Source organism: Nostoc sp., from assembly GCF_035638895.1.
In the GTDB taxonomy this organism is placed as follows: domain Bacteria; phylum Cyanobacteriota; class Cyanobacteriia; order Cyanobacteriales; family Nostocaceae; genus Nostoc.
In genome coordinates, this window is the sequence record NZ_DASQZC010000120.1 from 1 (window position 1) to 17,878 (window position 17,878).

Consider the following 17,878-nt stretch of genomic DNA (forward strand, 5'->3'; position numbering starts at 1 on the left):
CCAACCCTGCATCAGTTGCCCAATGGTTTGACAATCATAGCGGAGCAGATGCCAGTTGAAGCTGTAAACCTCAACTTATGGATTAAAGTTGGTTCAGCCGTAGAATCTGATAGCATTAACGGCATGGCTCACTTTTTAGAGCACATGATTTTTAAAGGAACAGAACGACTGGCTAGCGGCGAATTTGAACGTCGAATTGAAGAACGGGGTGCTGTCACCAATGCTGCAACTAGCCAAGATTATACTCATTACTATATAACCACAGCCCCCAAAGATTTTGCCGAGCTTGCTCCACTACAAATAGATGTAGTATCAAATGCGAGTATTCCTGATGATGCTTTTGAACGTGAGCGATTAGTAGTTTTAGAAGAAATTAGGCGTTCAGAGGATAATCCCCAACGGCGGACATTTCGGCGGGCGATGGAAACAGCTTATACTGAGCTACCTTATCGCCGTGCGGTATTGGGGCCTGAATCGGTGATTGCCGAACTGAAACCCCAACAGATGCGGGATTTTCATACTAGTTGGTATCAACCCCAATCAATTACTGCTGTAGCTGTGGGCAATTTGCCTGTGGAAGAATTAATTGCAACCGTAGCTGAAGGATTTACAAAAGCCACTAAAACTCCCCACTCCCCACTCCCCACTCCCCACTCCCCACTAAATCCTGAATCACCATTTACAGAAATTGTCCGTCAAGAATTTGTAGATGAAAGTCTCCAGCAAGCAAGACTAGTGATGCTTTGGCGGGTTCCAGGAATGGTTCAGTTAGATCGCACCTATGGACTTGATGTTTTAGCCGGAATTTTGGGACATGGACGGACATCAAGACTGGTGAGGGATTTACGAGAAGAACGGGGATTAGTTTCTTCAATTTCTGTGAGTAACATGAGCAATCAGCTACAAGGGACATTTTATATTTCAGCTAAATGTGCAGTAGAAAATTTAGCAGAAGTAGAAGATGCGATCGCTCAACATATTCGCACAGTCCAAACCGAATTAGTTACAGAATCAGAAATTGCCCGTGTGCGGCGGCGAGTAGCGAACAGATTTATTTTTGGCAATGAAACACCAAGCGATCGCACAGGGTTGTATGGTTACTATCATTCCTTGGTGGGAGATTTAGAACCCGCCTTTAACTACCCAGATCATATTCAGAGCCAAGATGCAACTGACTTGATGCAAGCAGCCAAAGAGTATCTTTCCCCAGATGCTTATGGTGTAGTTGTCGTCAAGCCGTAAATTAGAAATGGGGAATTTGGAATTGGGAATGGGGCATTAATTAATAATTCGCGCCGTGTGCAACTTTCTTTCCAACCTAACCCCCAGCCCCTTAAGAGCTAGCATTGGGGAGCAAGAATCAAAGCCTCTCTTCCTTTAAGGATACTGTTGGCGAATTATTGAGGGATTAAGCCCCTCAATAGTTTGGAACAGTTGAAAAATTACTCCCCTTCCCTACAAGGCAAGGGGCTGGGGGTTGGGTTTGTATTTAATCTGTGAGACAGCAGTTGGGCAATTTGCTGATTAATAATTGCAACATCAAAACGCTGACTAGCACTAGTCCGGGCATTATTAGCTATAGTTGCAGTTATTTCTGTCTCCTGAAGGCAGGTAATAATTACTTGTGCAAGTTCTTGGGGTTCTCCTGGTGTCACTAGAAAACCATTAAGTCCATGTTCTACTAATTCCATTACACCCCCAGCTTTTGCTGCAACTACAGGTTTTCCACATAGCATCGCCTCAACAATCACTCTGCCAAAGGGTTCTGGGGAAGTAGAGGTATGTGCTACCAAGTCACAAGCTGCCATTAACTGAGGAATATCAGAACGAAATCCTAAAAAATTGACGCGATTTTCTAATCCCAGTTCAGCAACTTGTTGGTGTAATTGTTGGACGTAATCTTGTTCCCCAAATAGTGCATCACCCACTAAAATGGCTGTCACCTCTGGCGGACATTTGGCAAGGGCATCAATTAAAATATGCTGCCCTTTCCAAGGTGCAAGACGGCTAAAGTGTCCGACTACAAATTTACCTTGCAATCCTAACTGTTGCTGTAATTTATTAATGTCAGACTCATTAGTTTGATAATTTTTTGTTTCAAAGCCGTTATAGACAACTTCGATGATATCTGGGCGTCCTCCGGCTTGTATAAAGGCTGTTTTACTAGCTTGGGAATTGGCAATTACTAATGATGCAAAACGATTAGCTAAGTTAATAGCAATACGAAGATTCGTTGGACTAAAATGTTCTGTGGAAAGAATATCATGTAAATGATAAACCAGAGGGCGACGGCTGAAAAAACTTGCTAATGCTCCGACAACTAATGCTTTTTGAGTATTGGCATAGATTAAATCATATTCACGCGCTATTTTAACTACCTTAGTAATCAAAGGTGCAAGTTGTGCTAAACTCTTTAATCCTTGTAGCAAACTGCTTTCTTTACGAACTTGGATTGCTTGAGTTGCAAGAACTTCCACTGATATATGATTTTGCTGCAATAAATCTTTAAATGACCCATCTGCAAATAAACCTACCAAAGCACGATTGCCATAAGGTTTAGCAATATCTATTAAACACAATTCTGCGCCGCCTGGTTTACCACTTTGGTCTAGAAAAAAAATTCTCATTAAACCTCTATTTAACCTAATTTAACTATGCAGCACCACTAATATCTATTACAATCACTTGTTTATGCTAATAAAATCTTCCGTACTTGTTGGGCGATTTGATTCCAGTCGTAGTGTGTAGTAGCGTATTGGCGACAAGCTTCTCGCGAAGGTATAGGGATATTTCCCAAAAGCACTTGCTCTAATTTTTTAGCAATGGCTGAGGCTTCTGTTGAAGTAGTAATTAAATCGGGTGAAAATCCTGATAAAATTTCTGGCATTCCCCCAACCGGGGTACATAAAACAGGAGTGCCACACGCTAAAGACTCAATTATTACTAATCCAAATCCTTCAAAAGATTGACTAGGCATGACAGTTAATTCAGCAGCTTGATAAGCTACAGGCAATTGCTCATCAGGGAGAAAACCTAAAAATTTAACGTTGTCGTCTAGCCCTAATTCTGTAGCCTGTTGTTGTAGTGAAGCTTGGATGTGACCACGACCTGCGATCGCTAGCCAAACATCTGGTATTCTGGGCTTAATTATAGCCAGTGCCTGTAATAATTTGTCAACTCCGGTTCGATGCACTAAGCGGCGTGATGTAAATAGGATACGGCGATTAGTTGGCCAGCCTAGCTTTGTACAAGCCTCCTGGGGTGATAAATTTGGCTGAAACCAGTTAATATCAACTCCACCAGGAATAATATTAATTTTGCTCCACGGTACTTGATATTTATCATGTAGAATTTTACCAAATGCTTTGCTCAAAACAATAAAGCGATCGCAGCGATTATAAGTGTTTTGTTCTATTAGCCAGTGCTTGATTAAAAGACTAAGGTTTTTATTAACCACTTCTTGCTGACTCTCAGAAGCCCAAGGGCCATGAAAGTTAAAAGTAACTGGTACCCCCTTTGGTAAAATATCTAAAATAGGAAAGCTATATAATGCAAAGTGCAAATTAATAGCATCTGGTTTGCTTGTTCTTGTTTTCTGGAAATTAGTGCGAATAGACCATAATCTTTGCCAAATAGCACTGTCGGAACTCGCTAAATTAGTCAGCTTAATCGGCGAATTTGTTTCAGCCTCTGGTAGATCAACTCCGCATAATTCAACCTGGTCTTTATTTGCAGCTAACTTATGAGTAAGTTCATAAATATACCTTTCTAATCCTCCGGGACTTTTGGGAAACCAGCCCAATCCAAGGGTGAGAATAGATGCAGATGATGAAGCAAAATTTTTTGGTTTATTTTCCACTGATGTATCTCCTATAAATATATTAAAACAGGCGCACATCTATGCGCTTTTACATCTGTATCTAAACCTGAATCATTAAAATTTACGAATATACATTACCAATAAGATTTTTTGTATAGAACACCAATTTATAAACTATTTATATGTCAACGTCAACAAGGAATGAGAACTGTGTTTTTATTAACTAAACAACACCGAGCTAGATATATATGATACCTGCTAATCTAGAAAGGTGAATGCTATATAGGGAGAGAGAAAAGCTGATATGAAGTAATAACTTTAGAACTATTTTGTATTAATTTTTACCATTAACATTGAATAAAAAGTAAAGATTAATACATAAAATATATTAGCTGAAAATCCAAAGAATCAGGTGAGTTTTATAAAGCTTATGTAAAAATTACTATTAAATGTTATGTCTATGCATAGCCTGTATCTTAGCCACTTCAAAATAGTTATATTTTTTGCGGATTACCGAAAAAACCATTGTATATAAATAATTAAAAGCTTAAAAAGTATATGAAAAATAAATTACTGGCGCAGTTAATAAAACTCCGTCGCCAACTCAACCAGCACCTCAAAAAAATATTTAAGATTAGATTTATACAAAAAAGTAAAACTTTCAACTTTTTACTCAGTCTGACTGTTGGAGTAATTGTTACTACTCTTGGAATTACAACAGACTGGGCGACAACTGGAACACGCACGCTTAACTATAAAACATCGTCGATAAGTAATACTGTTGGCAGTGAAATGCCGATACAAAACAATACTGAAACACCCACACTTCCACACAAAGAAATCTCGATAAGTAATACTATTGCCAGTGAAAATCTGCTAGTACAAAACAATACGGGAACATCCACACCTACCTATAAAACATCGTGGATAGGTAACACAATTGGCAGTGGAAATCTGCGGGTACAAAACAATATTGAGGCAATGTATGTTGCTTCTGATGGCACAGTTTATACTAACAGCCATTGGGATGAAGCAGGAATGGAAGCAGCCATCTATAAGGATGGTAAAGTTATTGGTGCTATTGGGGATACTCACGGATGGAGTCGTGGTGGTGGCATAGCTGTAACAGTAAATAGTAAATATATTTACCTTGCCATGACTCAGGGATCGAAGGGTAAAACCAATGAAGATTACCCAGCAGAAGGAACAACTTGGCATTGCGTTAGACGCTATGATTTGTCGGGAAAACCTGCGCCTTTTCCTAATGGGCGTGGCTGGGATAAAAGTATGCTGATTGCCAGTACTAAAAGTGAAGTCACTGGATTAGCAACTGTAGGAAGCGAGTTGTATGTGAGTGATTTTGCTACTAACCAGATTCGTGTCTATGATACTGATACGATGAAGGAACTACGGAGCTTTACCGTTGCTAATCCCGGAGCAATAACTATTGATCCACAAAAAACTCTCTGGATTATTCAAAGCAAAAATGGTAATAAGCCTGCTAAGATTTTACATTATTCCCAAAGTGGAAAGCAATTACCGCAACAGATTGCAGATATCGTTGAACCAACTGCGATCGCAATTGATCATCAAGGTAAGCTGTTGGTGGCAGAAAATGGGCCACGTCAGCAAATGTTGATTTATGACATCAAAGATAAGCCGACGCAGGTGGGTAGTTTTGGTTCTAAAGGCGGTATCTATGCAGGAGTTCCTGGTGAAGTTCGAGATTTGAAACTTTATGGACTTACCGGAGTTGGTGCAGATGCTTCAGGCAATATTTATATAAATAGTAATGGTTTCAACAAATCAGGCACAGATTTGCGGAAATTTTCGCCATCGGGAAAACTAATGTGGCGATCGCTGGGATTGATATTCGTCGATAATGCAGATGCCGATCCTAAAACTGATGGTGTAGATTTATTCACCAAACAAGAACACTATCTGATGGATTACAGTAAGGCTGCTGGTAAGCAATGGACTTACAAAGCCTACACCTTAAATCCTTTCAAATATCCTCAAGATCCACGTCTGCATACATCGCCAGATGGAACCTTTGTTCGCCGCATCCAAGGGAAGCCGTTTTTGTTTCTCACAGATATGTATAGTAGTTTCCTGCAAATATATCGTTTTAATGCAGACACAGATGGTAAAATAGCTATTCCAGCCGGAATGTTTGTTGGTAGCAATGGCGCAGATAAACCATTTCTCAAGGGAAATTGGCCACCGAATCAACCAAAACAAGGGGAATGGATCTGGCGCGATCGCAACGGTAATGGCAAATTTGAAAAGAACGAATATGATACCAGTAAAGATTATCCCTATATCGGCGGATGGTGGGTAGACAGCAAAGGAGATGTTTGGAAAGCTTTGCGAACAGAAGATGGCATTCGACACTATCCTTTACAAGGAATAGATGCTAAAGGCAACCCCATCTACAGCTATAGTTCGATGGAAAAGCAAACCACTCCCAAAATATTTAACGACTTACGGCGGATCGAATATTTCCCCCAAACAGATACTATGTATTTGTCAGGCTTTACAGGAGATCACCCTGCATTCGGTGATGATACTGGAGTTGCTGGATCTGAGATTGCCCGTTTTGACAATTGGAGTAAAGGAAATCGTACTCCCCGTTGGCGGATTGTAATTCCCTACGACACCACCGGTAAACGCGAAGTGTCTACGGCGGCTATGAGTGTGGCGGGAGACTATGTATTTGCCGTCACAGTCAAAACCGCAGAGGTATATGTCTATAATTCCAAGACGGGAGCGCAAGTACAACAGTTAAAACCAGGCCCAGAAGTTGGCAGCGAAAGTGGCTGGATTGATATACCCTACGGTATCCGCGCTTTTCGGCGTTCAAATGGTGAGCATTTGGTATTTGTGGAAGAAAATTGGAAAGGAAAAGTAATTATCTATCGGCTGCTGGGGTAAGCGTTTAATATCGTGTGCGCTTAAAAACTTATCATCAGGTTTAGAGAATAGCTATAGCAATCCTATCTGATTTATAAAAATTCGCAGTGTCTAGCTTCACGACTTATCAAAATCAAAGAAGTTAAGGAGGTAACTTTTCACGAATGATATCATGTTCGCATAATTAGTTATAGCGTTTCCACAGTCATTGCACCCCACCCCTTAATCACCTCCCCGCAAGCGGGGAGGGGAGACAAAGCGTAGCTTTAACGGGGTGGGGTTCTTCAATTTTAATAAGTAATCAAGCGAACATGATATCATTTAGGATTGCTATATGTAGGGAGATATGTGATTAAATGTATCGCAGGTTGAATAAATAAATTAAGCATAATACTTAATGCGTCGAGACTCCATTTTTTACAAACTCTTTCAACAATCTCCCACTTTGCTATTTGAATTATTGGCAAATCCGCCCAGAAATGCAAATGTTTATCGATTTGATTCAGTAGCTATTAAAGAACCTAAATTTGAGATAGATGGGGTGTTTCTTCCACCAGAAAATGAAGGTGCAGGTGTTGTATATTTCTGTGAAGTACAGTTTCAAAAGCGGAAAGTGCGGTCTTGGGGTCTCCCCAAGTAAAGCAACTTTCCAAGACGGATGAACAGCTTTACGAGAGAGTATTTGCAGAATTTTCACTATATTTCTACCGCAACCGAATCAGATTTAGCGACTGGCAAGCAGTGATAATTTACCCATCTCGCAGTCTTGAACAAAGGGATATTCATCCCCATCGCTCATTGCTGAATGGTGAACAAGTACACCCTTGTGTATTTGGATGAATTAGGGGATATTCGCGAATTACCTTTATGGTTAGCCCTAATGGTGTTAACTACTGTGGAAGAATAACAAGCACCACAAGAAGCTAGATATTTACTTGAGCGATCGCGCCAAGAACAACCTCAACCATTAAGTAACGCCATAATGGAATTAGTGACGACGATAATGGTGTACAAGTTTGAACAATTAAGCCGAATAAAGGTAGAGTCTATGCTAGTTACAAGCTTGGTTAGTAGCAAGATAAAAGTGCGTTAGCGATCGCGCAGCATTCCGCAGGAAAGGAAGCTATGCGTAGCGTCTCGTAGAGTAGGCATCGCTTCTGTAGTTTCCGAGCCAAAAATCATACCGGAATTTCTATGATAAATTCTGTACTCTCTTGTTGTTTTTGACTTAGATGCATTGCAATTCCTTTCTCGTAGTAAGCTGCTTCATTAATAAAAATAGGATAAACAGTAGACTCTCCTTCATAGAAAATGTCTTTTCCTTCAAAAGTCAAAAACATTGGATCGCCTGGATTCAAAGGTTCATAATCTCTAAACTGAAGGTGGGGGTGAATCATGGCTTTAATCTCCCCGCGAGAGCTTCTCGGATAATCGATAGTTTTAATGTATTGATAGAATGTAAGGGTGCTGTTTGTCTGCGGAATATTACCTTGGTTGTAACCTTCAAAATAGTCTAAAATTCCATAGATAAGCTGTTCTGTTTGCTGAAATAATTCGGCGTTTAAGATATTCTGAGCCACAGCACCAACTTCTATAACAAAACCCAATTCGCACAGAGAACGGAGAAATCCACCTTCTCTAGATTGTTGATTAACAAAAACCTTTACCATCGGATTTATAGAACTCAAATAAGCGCCTAACCGCAGTAAAAAAGGATGCATGTCAGAAAAAATCAGACTTAACCCCATGTTAGCAGTTGTGCTATGCAAATCAATAATTACATCTACAAAGGGCTGATTTTGCGGTTGCAATATGTGTTGAATTGCTTTTGCCCGCCTATCTTCATAACTTGAGAGTTGAGGATTTTGTAAGCCTTGATTAGTGAAGCAACGATTTAAATCCTTATCAATGTATCGTTTGCCTTCTTCAATAGCTTTGAGATTACCAAGTAACGCCAGAGTTTCAAAACTTGCTCTGTCGATTAAATTTGGATACTGCTGAAACTTTTTGACAACATGTACTCCTGTTAACTCATTACCGTGGTTTCCTCCAACGATCGCAACTCGTTCAATCTGACTCATAACAACCTCATCTCTAAAAAACTACCCTACGGTTATTGAGAATGGTGCAAGATACAAGATAGAAGTATACCTGCTGCTGACTAAATCTTCTAAGAGACTGACGCGATGTCTACGACGGGCTACGCTTACGCTCCCTATTAGAGCCAAAATATGATAACTGTTAAGCTGTTGGTTTTAGTACAAAAGGGAGGAAATTTATGGAGTATAATTTTCAAGCGCTCGCTGAACTTTACAAAAACGCTCTCCTCAACGACGCACTCCCCTTTTGGGAAAAATATTCTCTCGATTGGGAGCAAGGCGGCTATTTTACCTGTCTTGATCGCTACGGCAAAATTTATGATACAGACAAATTCATTTGGCTGCAAAACCGCCAGGTGTGGACTTTTTCGATGCTTTACAACCAGCTAGAAAAACGCGAAAACTGGTTAAAAATTGCTAGCAATGGCGCTAATTTTCTCGCCCAACATGGCAGAGATAGTGATGGTAACTGGTACTTTGCTCTCACCCGTGAAGGGAAACCACTGGTTGAGCCTTACAATATCTTTTCTGATTGCTTTGCAGCGATGGCATTTAGTCAATATGCACTCGCTAGCGGCGAAGAATGGGCAAAGGATGTGGCAATGCAGGCTTACAACAACGTATTACGCCGCAAGGACAACCCAAAGGGCAAATATAATAAAACCTATCCCGGCACACGCCCGATGAAATCGTTGGCTGTACCAATGATTTTAGCCAACCTGACTCTAGAAATGGAATGGTTGCTACCAAAAGAAACACTAGAGAATGTCCTAGCTGAGACAGTCCGCGAAGTGATGACCGATTTTCTCGACCAAGAACGGGGACTAATGTACGAAAACGTTACCCCTGAAGGCTCTCACATAGATTCTTTTGAGGGACGGGTGATTAATCCCGGTCACGGTATCGAAGCTATGTGGTTCATCATGGATATCGCGCGTCGCCAAAACGACACCAAAACTATTAACCAAGCCATTGATGTGGTGCTAAATATCCTGAATTTTGCTTGGGATAGCGAGTACGGCGGATTGTATTACTTTATGGATGCAGATGGTCATCCCCCACAACAATTGGAATGGGATCAAAAGCTGTGGTGGGTTCACCTAGAGTCTTTGGTTGCATTAGCGATGGGTTATCGTTTAACAGGGCGTGAAGAGTGCTGGGAATGGTATCAAAAGATGCACGATTACACCTGGTCACACTTTGCTGATTCAGAATACGGTGAGTGGTTTGGCTATCTCAATCGCCGTGGAGAAGTATTGTTGAACCTTAAAGGTGGCAAATGGAAAGGATGTTTTCACGTACCGCGTGCATTGTACCTTTGTTGGCAGCAATTTGAGGCATTGCGAAGCCTGCGGCAGTAAACAACGCAGTCACTAAGAGGCAGTTCTTGCTGGGGGAGGGGAGCCAGCCATATCAAAATGCTCAAAGTAAGTTTAGCTATCTCAGCAAGCAGATTTCTCTATCTAATCAGTCAGTGGCGATTCCTGGATTTGAAGATGCATTATTAGACTTAAGACGATTGTTTCCAAAGGATGCTATTGAATAATTTTGTTAGTGCGATAGTCTATGCTGTAAGTAAGCATTTTTCAGTTTTCTAATACATAACTACACACTTTTGTTTAAGCCTGTATTTGAGATTGGGGTTTCAACTTCACCACTATTTCCACATCACAACCTAAAGCATTTAGAAATCGGAAAAGTCGCTCTGTTGAAAAACCTGATAGTTTTCCCCTTATTAAAGCAGAAATCTTAGGTTGATCAACTCCCAATAGTGCGGCTACTTCAAATTGATTCATCTCCTGTTTAGCAATGATTTCACAAGTAGTTCATCCGGGTTCGCTAGGCCTAAATCTGCAAAGACATTACCGCTACTTGTTTTTACACTGATTTCTTCAGTCATTTTTTTCTTCCTTTTGTTTTCGGCTATACTTTTGTGCGTGATGCTGTTTTGCCCGCTTAAGCCTTGCTTTAATTAATTCCATGTCTTGTTAACAATCTTGATGAAGATGAAATAGTTTCTGAAGACATATTCAAAAAATATCTCAAAATAGCGGCTGAAAGGTACATTGAACTTAATCCAGGAAGGGCAGATGAGGTTTCAAATTTACTCAAAAATAATCTCAATAGCACTGGCAAATTAAGTAATTAGACAAACTAAACACAAAATGATTTAATTAAAGGTATTGCCCAAACAAAAAACTTTTAATATGAGAAAACTGTCTCTGATTCTCCCCTTAGCTATTCTAGCTTTTAGCAGTGTAGTTGTTAAGAGCCAAGAAATTTCCTCACCCAATACTTACACTCAATCTGTTACCCGTGAAGTTTTAGCGAGTGGTTATCCTACTCAAGATAAAAAGCAGATTCTTGAGCTTGTACGCTATACCATCGCACCAAGAGCAAAACTTCCTGCTCATACTCATCCGGGAATGCAGATTGAACGAGTAGAGGCGGGAAGTTTAACTTATACTGTTGTGGAAGGAGAAGCTAAAGTAACGAAAGCTAACGGCACAGAATTGATTCTTCAAAAAGGGAAAACTATACAGCTTACAGTTGGAGATTCTTTAGTTGAATCTGCCGGAATGGTTCATTATGGAGAAAACCAAACAAACAAGCCGATTATTCTGTTGTCTGCTTCTTTATTTAATGCTAATCAACCCAAAGCTATTTTAACTAATCCTGAAAACAGATGAATTTTTCAGTCTGCTTGTTCTTCTGGCTGAGTGCCTTCATGATTAATCACAAACTAAATTCGGCTGCGCCATCCTCATCCACATCTGCATCCTTACCTATAGCAGTAGGTTTAAATTTAGAGCCATGAATTAATTCAGCAAAAGCAATTCCTGGATTTTGGTGAAGAATATTCAGCACACTCATAAAATCTCGCACAATTTCCCCTGGTGTCAATAATGCTTCTGCACCCAAGCGATTAATAATCTCTTGCACAAACTCCTTCAATTCACGATTTGTCAAAGTCTGTTCATACCCAAAATTTAGTGCATGAATCTCAGCTAAACGTTGCAGAAGTGTCAATATTTCTCCTTCACTCAACGGATTTAGGCGAATCACTGGCCCTAAATGTTCTTGAACATTAGCTTGTGCAACAAAACGACTTTCTTTTGTGCGTCTTTGCCAAGCTTGGTCTGCAAAAAGTCCGCGTTTGGGGTCTTCTAAAAATTTAGTTGTTCCACCAACGACAATACCAAGATTTTCTGCTTTACACTGCATGGTATCGTTAAACATTGCCAGGAGCCGATTATAATTCTTTTCCCGCGTGACTGTAGTAGATATTTGATATAAATGTACAGCTTCATCAAGTATAATTAATAGTCCTTTATAGCCAATTTCAGCGACAAATTTCGCAAACAGTTTTATATAGTCATACCAACTATCATCATCAATAATAACGCGCACTCCTAAAGCTGCTTTCGCCTCAACTTTAGTAGTAAATTCTCCCCGCAACCAACGCATTGCCGCATTTTTTAAATTATCATCATCCAATCGGTAGCCACGCCAATAAGCGATAATCACGCTACCAAAATCGAAACCATGAACTAAGCCTTCAATATACTGAACTACTTCCCTAATTTTCGATTCAACTTGGTCATCAAAACCATCGTCATTCGGACGCATTTCAGTTTCTTTAACCACTTCTTGTTGAATTTTATTAATCCATCCTTCTAAAATTGAGACTAAAGCACCACCATCAGGACGAGTTTTTGTAGCTAGGTGGCTCATTAATTCTCGATAGGTAGCAACACCTTCATTGCTGCTTCCAGCTAATCGGCGTTCAGGGGATAAATCAGCATCAGCTACTACAAAACCTTGCTCCATCGCCCGGTTGCGAATTAGTTGCAACAAAAAACTTTTCCCAGAACCGTAGTTACCAATTATGAAGCGAAATGCTGCTACACCTTCTGCAATATCATCGAGATTTTGTAATAGGCTTTTGAGTTCTTTTTCTCGCCCTACTGCTATATATTCAACTCCCACTCTTGGTACTACCCCCGCACCAAGAGAATTAATTAAAGCAGTGGAGATTTTTTTCGAGATTTTGAGCTTTGCCATGTATTACACTTTACTTTATTCTAAACGCAGAAGCACGCAGTAAATTAGCTAAGGTACATACTCACCTTACTACTAATCTGACGACGGCAATAATAATTTAATTTGACGAAGCATGTCTAGCTATTCGAGCTTCATACATTGCAATCATTTTTTTGACATGCGTCATATATTCAGGGTAAACTTTTGGAATTTCTGAATTTGAATCAATTATTAATTCACCAATAGTATCATTTGCTCGTTCATTTATAGAATCGATTAATAAATTTGGCATAGTAATGTTTGCTTCAGCAATTTTTTTAATAGCAGTATTAGGATTATCTTGTTCAACTATAGCTTTTAATACTTGTAGTTCATATACTGGAAGATTCTCTAAAAAATTAGTCCATTCTTCAGGTAAATTTTCTGATGTATCAGCTTCCGAAGTGTTTCTGATTGCTGTAGTTTCCATTATTTCAGAAAAAGGAAACAATTCATTATCATCTTCTATGGAATTATCAGATAATTGTTCTGGATTGAATGTTTCTATTTGTTGGAGTAATTCCCATACTTGATTTTGTAATGAATCTCGCTCTTCTTGCAATAATGAAACTTGCTCTTGCAACTGCTGTAATTCGGCTTTGTGTTCTGCAAGTTGGGTTTGTGAAGAATTCAGGGTAGCTTGGATATTTTCTCTTTCGGCTTTTGTCGCTACCAGCAATTGATTTTTTTGGGTTGTCTCAACTTCTAGTTCTTGAATTGCAATTCGCAGTTCGTATAATTTTTCTTCTAATTGAGGTTTTAGTCTGCCTAAAAGAGTTAAATTGCTTTCAATTTCTTGTTTTTCTTGCTGGAGTTCAGAAATTTGACTTTGCAAATGGGTAATTTCACTACGAGATACATTACAATTCGACTCTAGGCGACGCTTCTCTGCTGTGAGAACAGAAAAAGCATTGTTCAATTCTGTTAGATTTTTCTGCAAGTTATTAATTTCAGTTTGCAGGCTATTAATTTCAGTTTCTAACTGCTTTTTCTGTGCGGCAAATGTTCTTAATTCTCGATGTAAACTATCTCTTTGGTTACGGCTTTCTATTACTTGATTTTGTAGTTGTTGTGACTCTGCATATAATAAATTATGATGTTCTTCGATTTGATTGATTTCTCTGACAACGCGAGCCTTCAATCCCTCCATCTCTTTAATTCGTTTGTGGATAGAACCTAGAATAAACATTTCATAATTTCTGCGTCGCTTATCTACGAATAATGCTGCTGCATAGATAGTAACGGCAGTAATTAAACCTGTGAGAAAGGCTTTATTAAAATCCCAGTTGGGGACGAGGCTAAGACCAAAACTCACACTAAAGGCAACTATCCCTAGTATAAATCGATTGCTGATCATTACTGATTGCATATTGCTGGCTTTTAGCGTAGTTAAATTATCAGAAAAAGTAGCTCTCATACTAATTTGTAATTCGTAATTCGTAATTCGTAATTAAAATACACATAGAAAAAGCCTTGATGCTAGGTGTTAGATATATTATTAGTTTGTACCAAAAAGTCTTAAATCTGCTTTTAGAAAATCAATAAATTGCCGTGCTGTGCGTCCAGAACGACCGTTGTGCCGAGTTGCCCATTGTAATGCTTGAAATTCCAAATCTTCTTGGGTAATATTAATTTCAGCTTCTGCTGCTAGATGGTGTACAATCTTTAAATAAGTTTTCTGATCAGCTGGTTCAAAGGTCAAAGTTAAACCGAAGCGATCGCTAAACGAAAGTTTCTCCTGCATCGTATCCCAAGCATGGATTTCCTCGTTATCCTTGGGGGTAGGTCTATCTACAAAAAACTCTCGAATCAGGTGGCGGCGATTGGAAGTAGCATACACAACTACATTTTGCGATCGCGCGGTTAAATTACCTTCTAAAACTACCTTAAGCGCTTTAAAGGCATCATCATCTTCTTCAAAGGAAAGATCATCGACAAAGATGATAAATTTTTGTGACACCCCTCGTAAATGTTCCACGATTTTTGGTAAGTCTTTTAAATCAGATTTTGCCACTTCCAACAAGCGGAGGCTGCGATTACTATATTCATTCAACAAAGATTTTACTAAAGAAGATTTGCCAGAACCCCGACTACCGTAAAGTAATACATGCAGTGCCATTTCTCCTGATAATAAAAACTCTGTATTTTTCAGCAAAGCATCTTTTTGAGACTCATAACCTACAAGCGCACTTAGCTTAATTGGATCAGAATAGCGAATACCGATAAACTGCCCAGCTTGCCAGCGTAAAGCGCGATATTCTGCAAATAAACCAGAGCCACATTGCCGATAATAAGCCGCTAACTCTTCTACAGCATCACTCCAATTATCTAACTCTTGTAGATATGTAGCGAACTTTGTCTCTCCTCCTACCAATTGCTCTTTATACCACACTACTGGCGAAATTGGCATGTGAGCTACGCCTTGTATCCACTCACTTAAAGAAGCGCCGCTACATTCATAGAGACTTTGCAATATTTGTAAATCATGCCGAACTGCTGCTACTAAAGCTGGGGGAAAATCCTCAAATTCTCGCACTTGAGCAAGCTTTGTAAAAGGATTCTCAGAGAATAGAAGTTGAGTAATTAAATAGTCTTCCCAATTTTGATTTTTAGCAGCCAACGCGTGGAAGTAACTACCGTAGGCTTGGAGACAACCCCGAGCATCGGCATCAGTGTAACGTATAGCTTGCAACAGTTCCAGAAATGCCATCCCCACTTCGCCTTGCAGAACAGACTGGTACAGTAAAAGTGATGCTGCTTGGCGCTGGAGATATTGAACTTTTGTATATAAGGAAGTACTTGCTATTGGCATCGCTTGATTATCCATCAATTAACTGTGTGGTATAGCTAAATAGCTATGGTAAATTGTCTGCTGACACTGGCAGTAAAGTCAAAGTCTACATAGGTTTTAACAATGAATTTAAGTATAATTGCTGCTTTTGCCTACGGCATATTAGCGATTGTTGGTGGCATTATTGGCTACATTCAGGCTAGAAGTAAGGTTTCACTCTTAAGTGGTAGCATTAGCGGTTTATTATTAGTACTTGCGGCTTACTTTCAACTCCAAGGACAAAGCTGGGGGTTGATTTTAGCAGTGATAGTTACTGCTGTTTTAGTAGTCGTCTTTGCAGTTCGACTGGCTAAAACACGCAAGTTTATGCCGGCGGGATTAATGACGATTTTGGGGATGTTGGCTTTGGGGGTGATGGTGAGTCAAATGGTGGGGAATTGAGGGGTGAAATTTAAACGCAGAAGGGAGGCAAGTCCGCTCTTAGGGGTTTCCCCCATGAGGAACTGCCGTTAGCGCAGCGTTAGCGAGCCTGCAAGCGTTACCCGAAGGAGAGTTCCCACGCCACTTTATGCCGGCGAACCCGTCCACCGCAGTGGCTCCCCGTTGTAGCGACTGCCGTCGCGCAAAGGGGCGCAAAGTAGGCAATGGTGTTTAGCGCAAAATTTGGTCAATCATCCGGTTCGCCTGGGAAGCATAACTGCCGCCAAATAAATTGAAGTGATTCAAAATGTGATACAGGTTATAGAGCGTTTTTCTTTGCTCATAGCCTGGATCTAGGGGAAAGGCTTTGTTATAACCTTGGTAAAATGCTGCGGGGAACCCACCAAATAATTCTGTCATGGCAATATCAACTTCGCGATCGCCAAAATAAGTTGCTGGATCAAAAATCACGGGTTCTCCTGAGTTAGTACACCCGGCATTTCCGCCCCATAAATCGCCATGTACTAAAGAAGGTTGCACCTGATGCGCCAATAGTTCAGGGATTGCTGCTAGTAATTTTTCTTCCTGGGCGAAATTTCCTCCCTTTCGCCTTGCCAACTGAAATTGATAACCCAGGCGATGTTTAATATAAAATTCTGTCCAGTCTGCTGTCCAAGTATTGATTTGGGGTGTGGAACCAATGGTATTGTTAATTTTCCAACCAAAACCTTGGCTAGTGCTAGCTTTATGCATCACCGCCAACTTGCGCCCCATCTCTTCCCATCCCGGAGCGTCTCGTAGAGAGGAATTGCTGTTACCGCTACCAAGTTCTAACCATTCCAGCACGATGTAGCTACAATTTCCAGCTACACCCGAGCTTAGAGGTTTTGGGACGCGAATACTAGCTGTTGCTAGCATTTCCTTTAAACCCATTGCCTCAGCCTCAAACATCGCAGCTTGGGATGCTTGGTTAATCTTAAGGAAGTAGGTTATCTCACCATTAGAGATAGCATAACCTTGATTGATGCATCCGCCACCAACCGATCGCCGTTGCTGACTCTGAAATTTTTCGCCAGTTACCTGACTGATATGAGCATCGATTTGAGTCCACATGATTAAATTGGGGAGTGGGGAGTGGGGAGTGGGGAGTGGGGATGAGGGAGCAGGGGAGGCAGGGGGAGCAGGGAAGAAGAATTAACGCGATGTGCAACTTATTTTTAGAACCCCGCTTCCATTCTTCTCTCCTTAAAGGATACTGTTGGCGAATTCATACAGGGCAAAACCAGTCATCACAAAATAGAAAATAAGGAATACTATGAGGCAGTGGGAGCAATTGAAGCAAAGTGAGAAACGCGAGTCTGACTGCGTGGGACATCTTGGCACCAATCCCACATACGACTTAAGTTGATAGCAGCAGCAGTAATGACATGCTGCAACAGAGTTTTGGCAAGACCAATGTAGCGACAACGGCGTAATTGGTAGCGACCAGTAGCTTGGGAAATCAAGCCTTCAACTCCAGCACGTTTGTGATAAATTTGTTTAAACGATTCAGTTTCTTGGCGAATGCGAGCATCATGTAATGCTTGATGTAGTTCCTGTGGTTTGAGCGTAAAAAGACGCGGTAGTTTTTTTGAGCGAGTGCATTTTGAGCGACTTGAACAAAGATCACAATCGTATTTATCAAATTGTATTTTAACTACTGGATTGTTATGGCTATCGACAGTTGTACGCCAGGACTTACTTTGTTTACCC

General features: G+C 40.3%; 14 protein-coding genes and 3 pseudogenes. 8 read left to right on the forward strand and 9 right to left on the reverse strand.

Going from position 1 to position 17,878, the window contains the following annotated elements; genetic code table 11:
- The coding region (locus tag VE944_RS05855) for a M16 family metallopeptidase (RefSeq protein ID WP_324973629.1) at positions 1-1,242 on the forward strand (1,242 nt) is incomplete at its 5' end.
- Between the two features lie 200 nt (positions 1,243-1,442).
- Here the strand turns inward: VE944_RS05855 and VE944_RS05860 are convergent.
- Positions 1,443-2,627: a glycosyltransferase family 4 protein gene (locus tag VE944_RS05860; RefSeq protein WP_324973633.1), complete on the reverse strand. Its 1,185-nt coding sequence runs from the start codon at positions 2,625-2,627 to the stop codon at positions 1,443-1,445.
- A 62-nt stretch (positions 2,628-2,689) separates the two neighbouring features.
- Complete coding sequence (locus tag VE944_RS05865) at positions 2,690-3,859, reverse strand: glycosyltransferase family 4 protein (RefSeq protein WP_324973636.1); 1,170 nt, start codon at positions 3,857-3,859, stop codon at positions 2,690-2,692.
- A 519-nt stretch (positions 3,860-4,378) separates the two neighbouring features.
- Here VE944_RS05865 and VE944_RS05870 point away from each other — a divergent pair.
- Both VE944_RS05870 and VE944_RS05875 read left to right on the forward strand, forming a co-directional pair.
- Positions 4,379-6,754 carry an NHL repeat-containing protein gene (locus tag VE944_RS05870; protein WP_324973639.1) on the forward strand — a complete coding sequence of 792 codons (2,376 nt, stop codon included), beginning with the start codon at positions 4,379-4,381 and terminating at the stop codon, positions 6,752-6,754.
- A gap of 376 nt (positions 6,755-7,130) precedes the next feature.
- Positions 7,131-7,814, forward strand: a pseudogene (locus VE944_RS05875) (Rpn family recombination-promoting nuclease/putative transposase); the annotation flags it as partial.
- A 97-nt stretch (positions 7,815-7,911) separates the two neighbouring features.
- Here VE944_RS05875 and VE944_RS05880 read toward each other — a convergent pair.
- Complete coding sequence (locus VE944_RS05880; protein ID WP_324973641.1) at positions 7,912-8,814, reverse strand: aspartoacylase; 903 nt, start codon at positions 8,812-8,814, stop codon at positions 7,912-7,914.
- Between the two features lie 197 nt (positions 8,815-9,011).
- Here VE944_RS05880 and VE944_RS05885 point away from each other — a divergent pair, with 197 nt between their 5' ends.
- Together VE944_RS05885 and VE944_RS05890 are read left to right on the forward strand one after the other, a co-directional pair.
- Positions 9,012-10,193, forward strand: coding sequence for a n-acyl-d-glucosamine 2-epimerase (locus VE944_RS05885; protein ID WP_324973644.1), 1,182 nt, complete (start codon positions 9,012-9,014; stop codon positions 10,191-10,193).
- 41 nt (positions 10,194-10,234) lie between these two features.
- A pseudogene (locus VE944_RS05890) lies at positions 10,235-10,378 on the forward strand (Uma2 family endonuclease); the annotation flags it as partial.
- 73 nt (positions 10,379-10,451) lie between these two features.
- Here the strand turns inward: VE944_RS05890 and VE944_RS34085 are convergent.
- Positions 10,452-10,732: pseudogene (locus VE944_RS34085) on the reverse strand (helix-turn-helix domain-containing protein).
- Positions 10,733-10,843: 111 nt separating this feature from the next.
- Between VE944_RS34085 and VE944_RS34090 the strand changes: the two are divergent.
- On the forward strand, positions 10,844-10,981 hold the full coding sequence (locus VE944_RS34090; protein WP_414690101.1) for a hypothetical protein: 138 nt from the start codon (positions 10,844-10,846) through the stop codon (positions 10,979-10,981).
- A gap of 58 nt (positions 10,982-11,039) precedes the next feature.
- Positions 11,040-11,522 (forward strand): cupin domain-containing protein, encoded by a 483-nt coding sequence (locus VE944_RS05900; protein WP_324973651.1) that lies wholly within the window; start codon positions 11,040-11,042, stop codon positions 11,520-11,522.
- Between the two features lie 46 nt (positions 11,523-11,568).
- On the opposite strand, the gene VE944_RS05905 is transcribed toward VE944_RS05900, so the two are convergent.
- The 3 genes from VE944_RS05905 to VE944_RS05915 form a co-directional block, all read right to left on the reverse strand.
- Complete coding sequence (locus tag VE944_RS05905) at positions 11,569-12,897, reverse strand: ATP-binding protein (RefSeq protein ID WP_324973654.1); 1,329 nt, start codon at positions 12,895-12,897, stop codon at positions 11,569-11,571.
- A gap of 97 nt (positions 12,898-12,994) precedes the next feature.
- Entirely contained in the window at positions 12,995-14,284 is a 1,290-nt protein-coding gene (locus VE944_RS05910; RefSeq protein ID WP_324973669.1) for a tellurite resistance TerB C-terminal domain-containing protein, read from the reverse strand.
- Positions 14,285-14,413: 129 nt separating this feature from the next.
- Entirely contained in the window at positions 14,414-15,742 is a 1,329-nt protein-coding gene (locus VE944_RS05915) for an ATP-binding protein (RefSeq protein WP_324973657.1), read from the reverse strand.
- 87 nt (positions 15,743-15,829) lie between these two features.
- Here VE944_RS05915 and VE944_RS05920 point away from each other — a divergent pair, with 87 nt between their 5' ends.
- Positions 15,830-16,147: a TMEM14 family protein gene (locus VE944_RS05920; RefSeq protein ID WP_324973660.1), complete on the forward strand. Its 318-nt coding sequence runs from the start codon at positions 15,830-15,832 to the stop codon at positions 16,145-16,147.
- A gap of 210 nt (positions 16,148-16,357) precedes the next feature.
- On the opposite strand, the gene VE944_RS05925 is transcribed toward VE944_RS05920, so the two are convergent.
- The gene (locus VE944_RS05925; protein WP_324973663.1) at positions 16,358-17,239 is read right to left on the reverse strand and encodes a fructosamine kinase family protein; all 882 of its coding nucleotides are present in this window, start codon (positions 17,237-17,239) and stop codon (positions 16,358-16,360) included.
- Positions 17,240-17,439: 200 nt separating this feature from the next.
- A partial coding sequence (locus VE944_RS05930) for a transposase (protein WP_324973665.1) occupies positions 17,440-17,878 on the reverse strand: 439 nt, incomplete at its 5' end.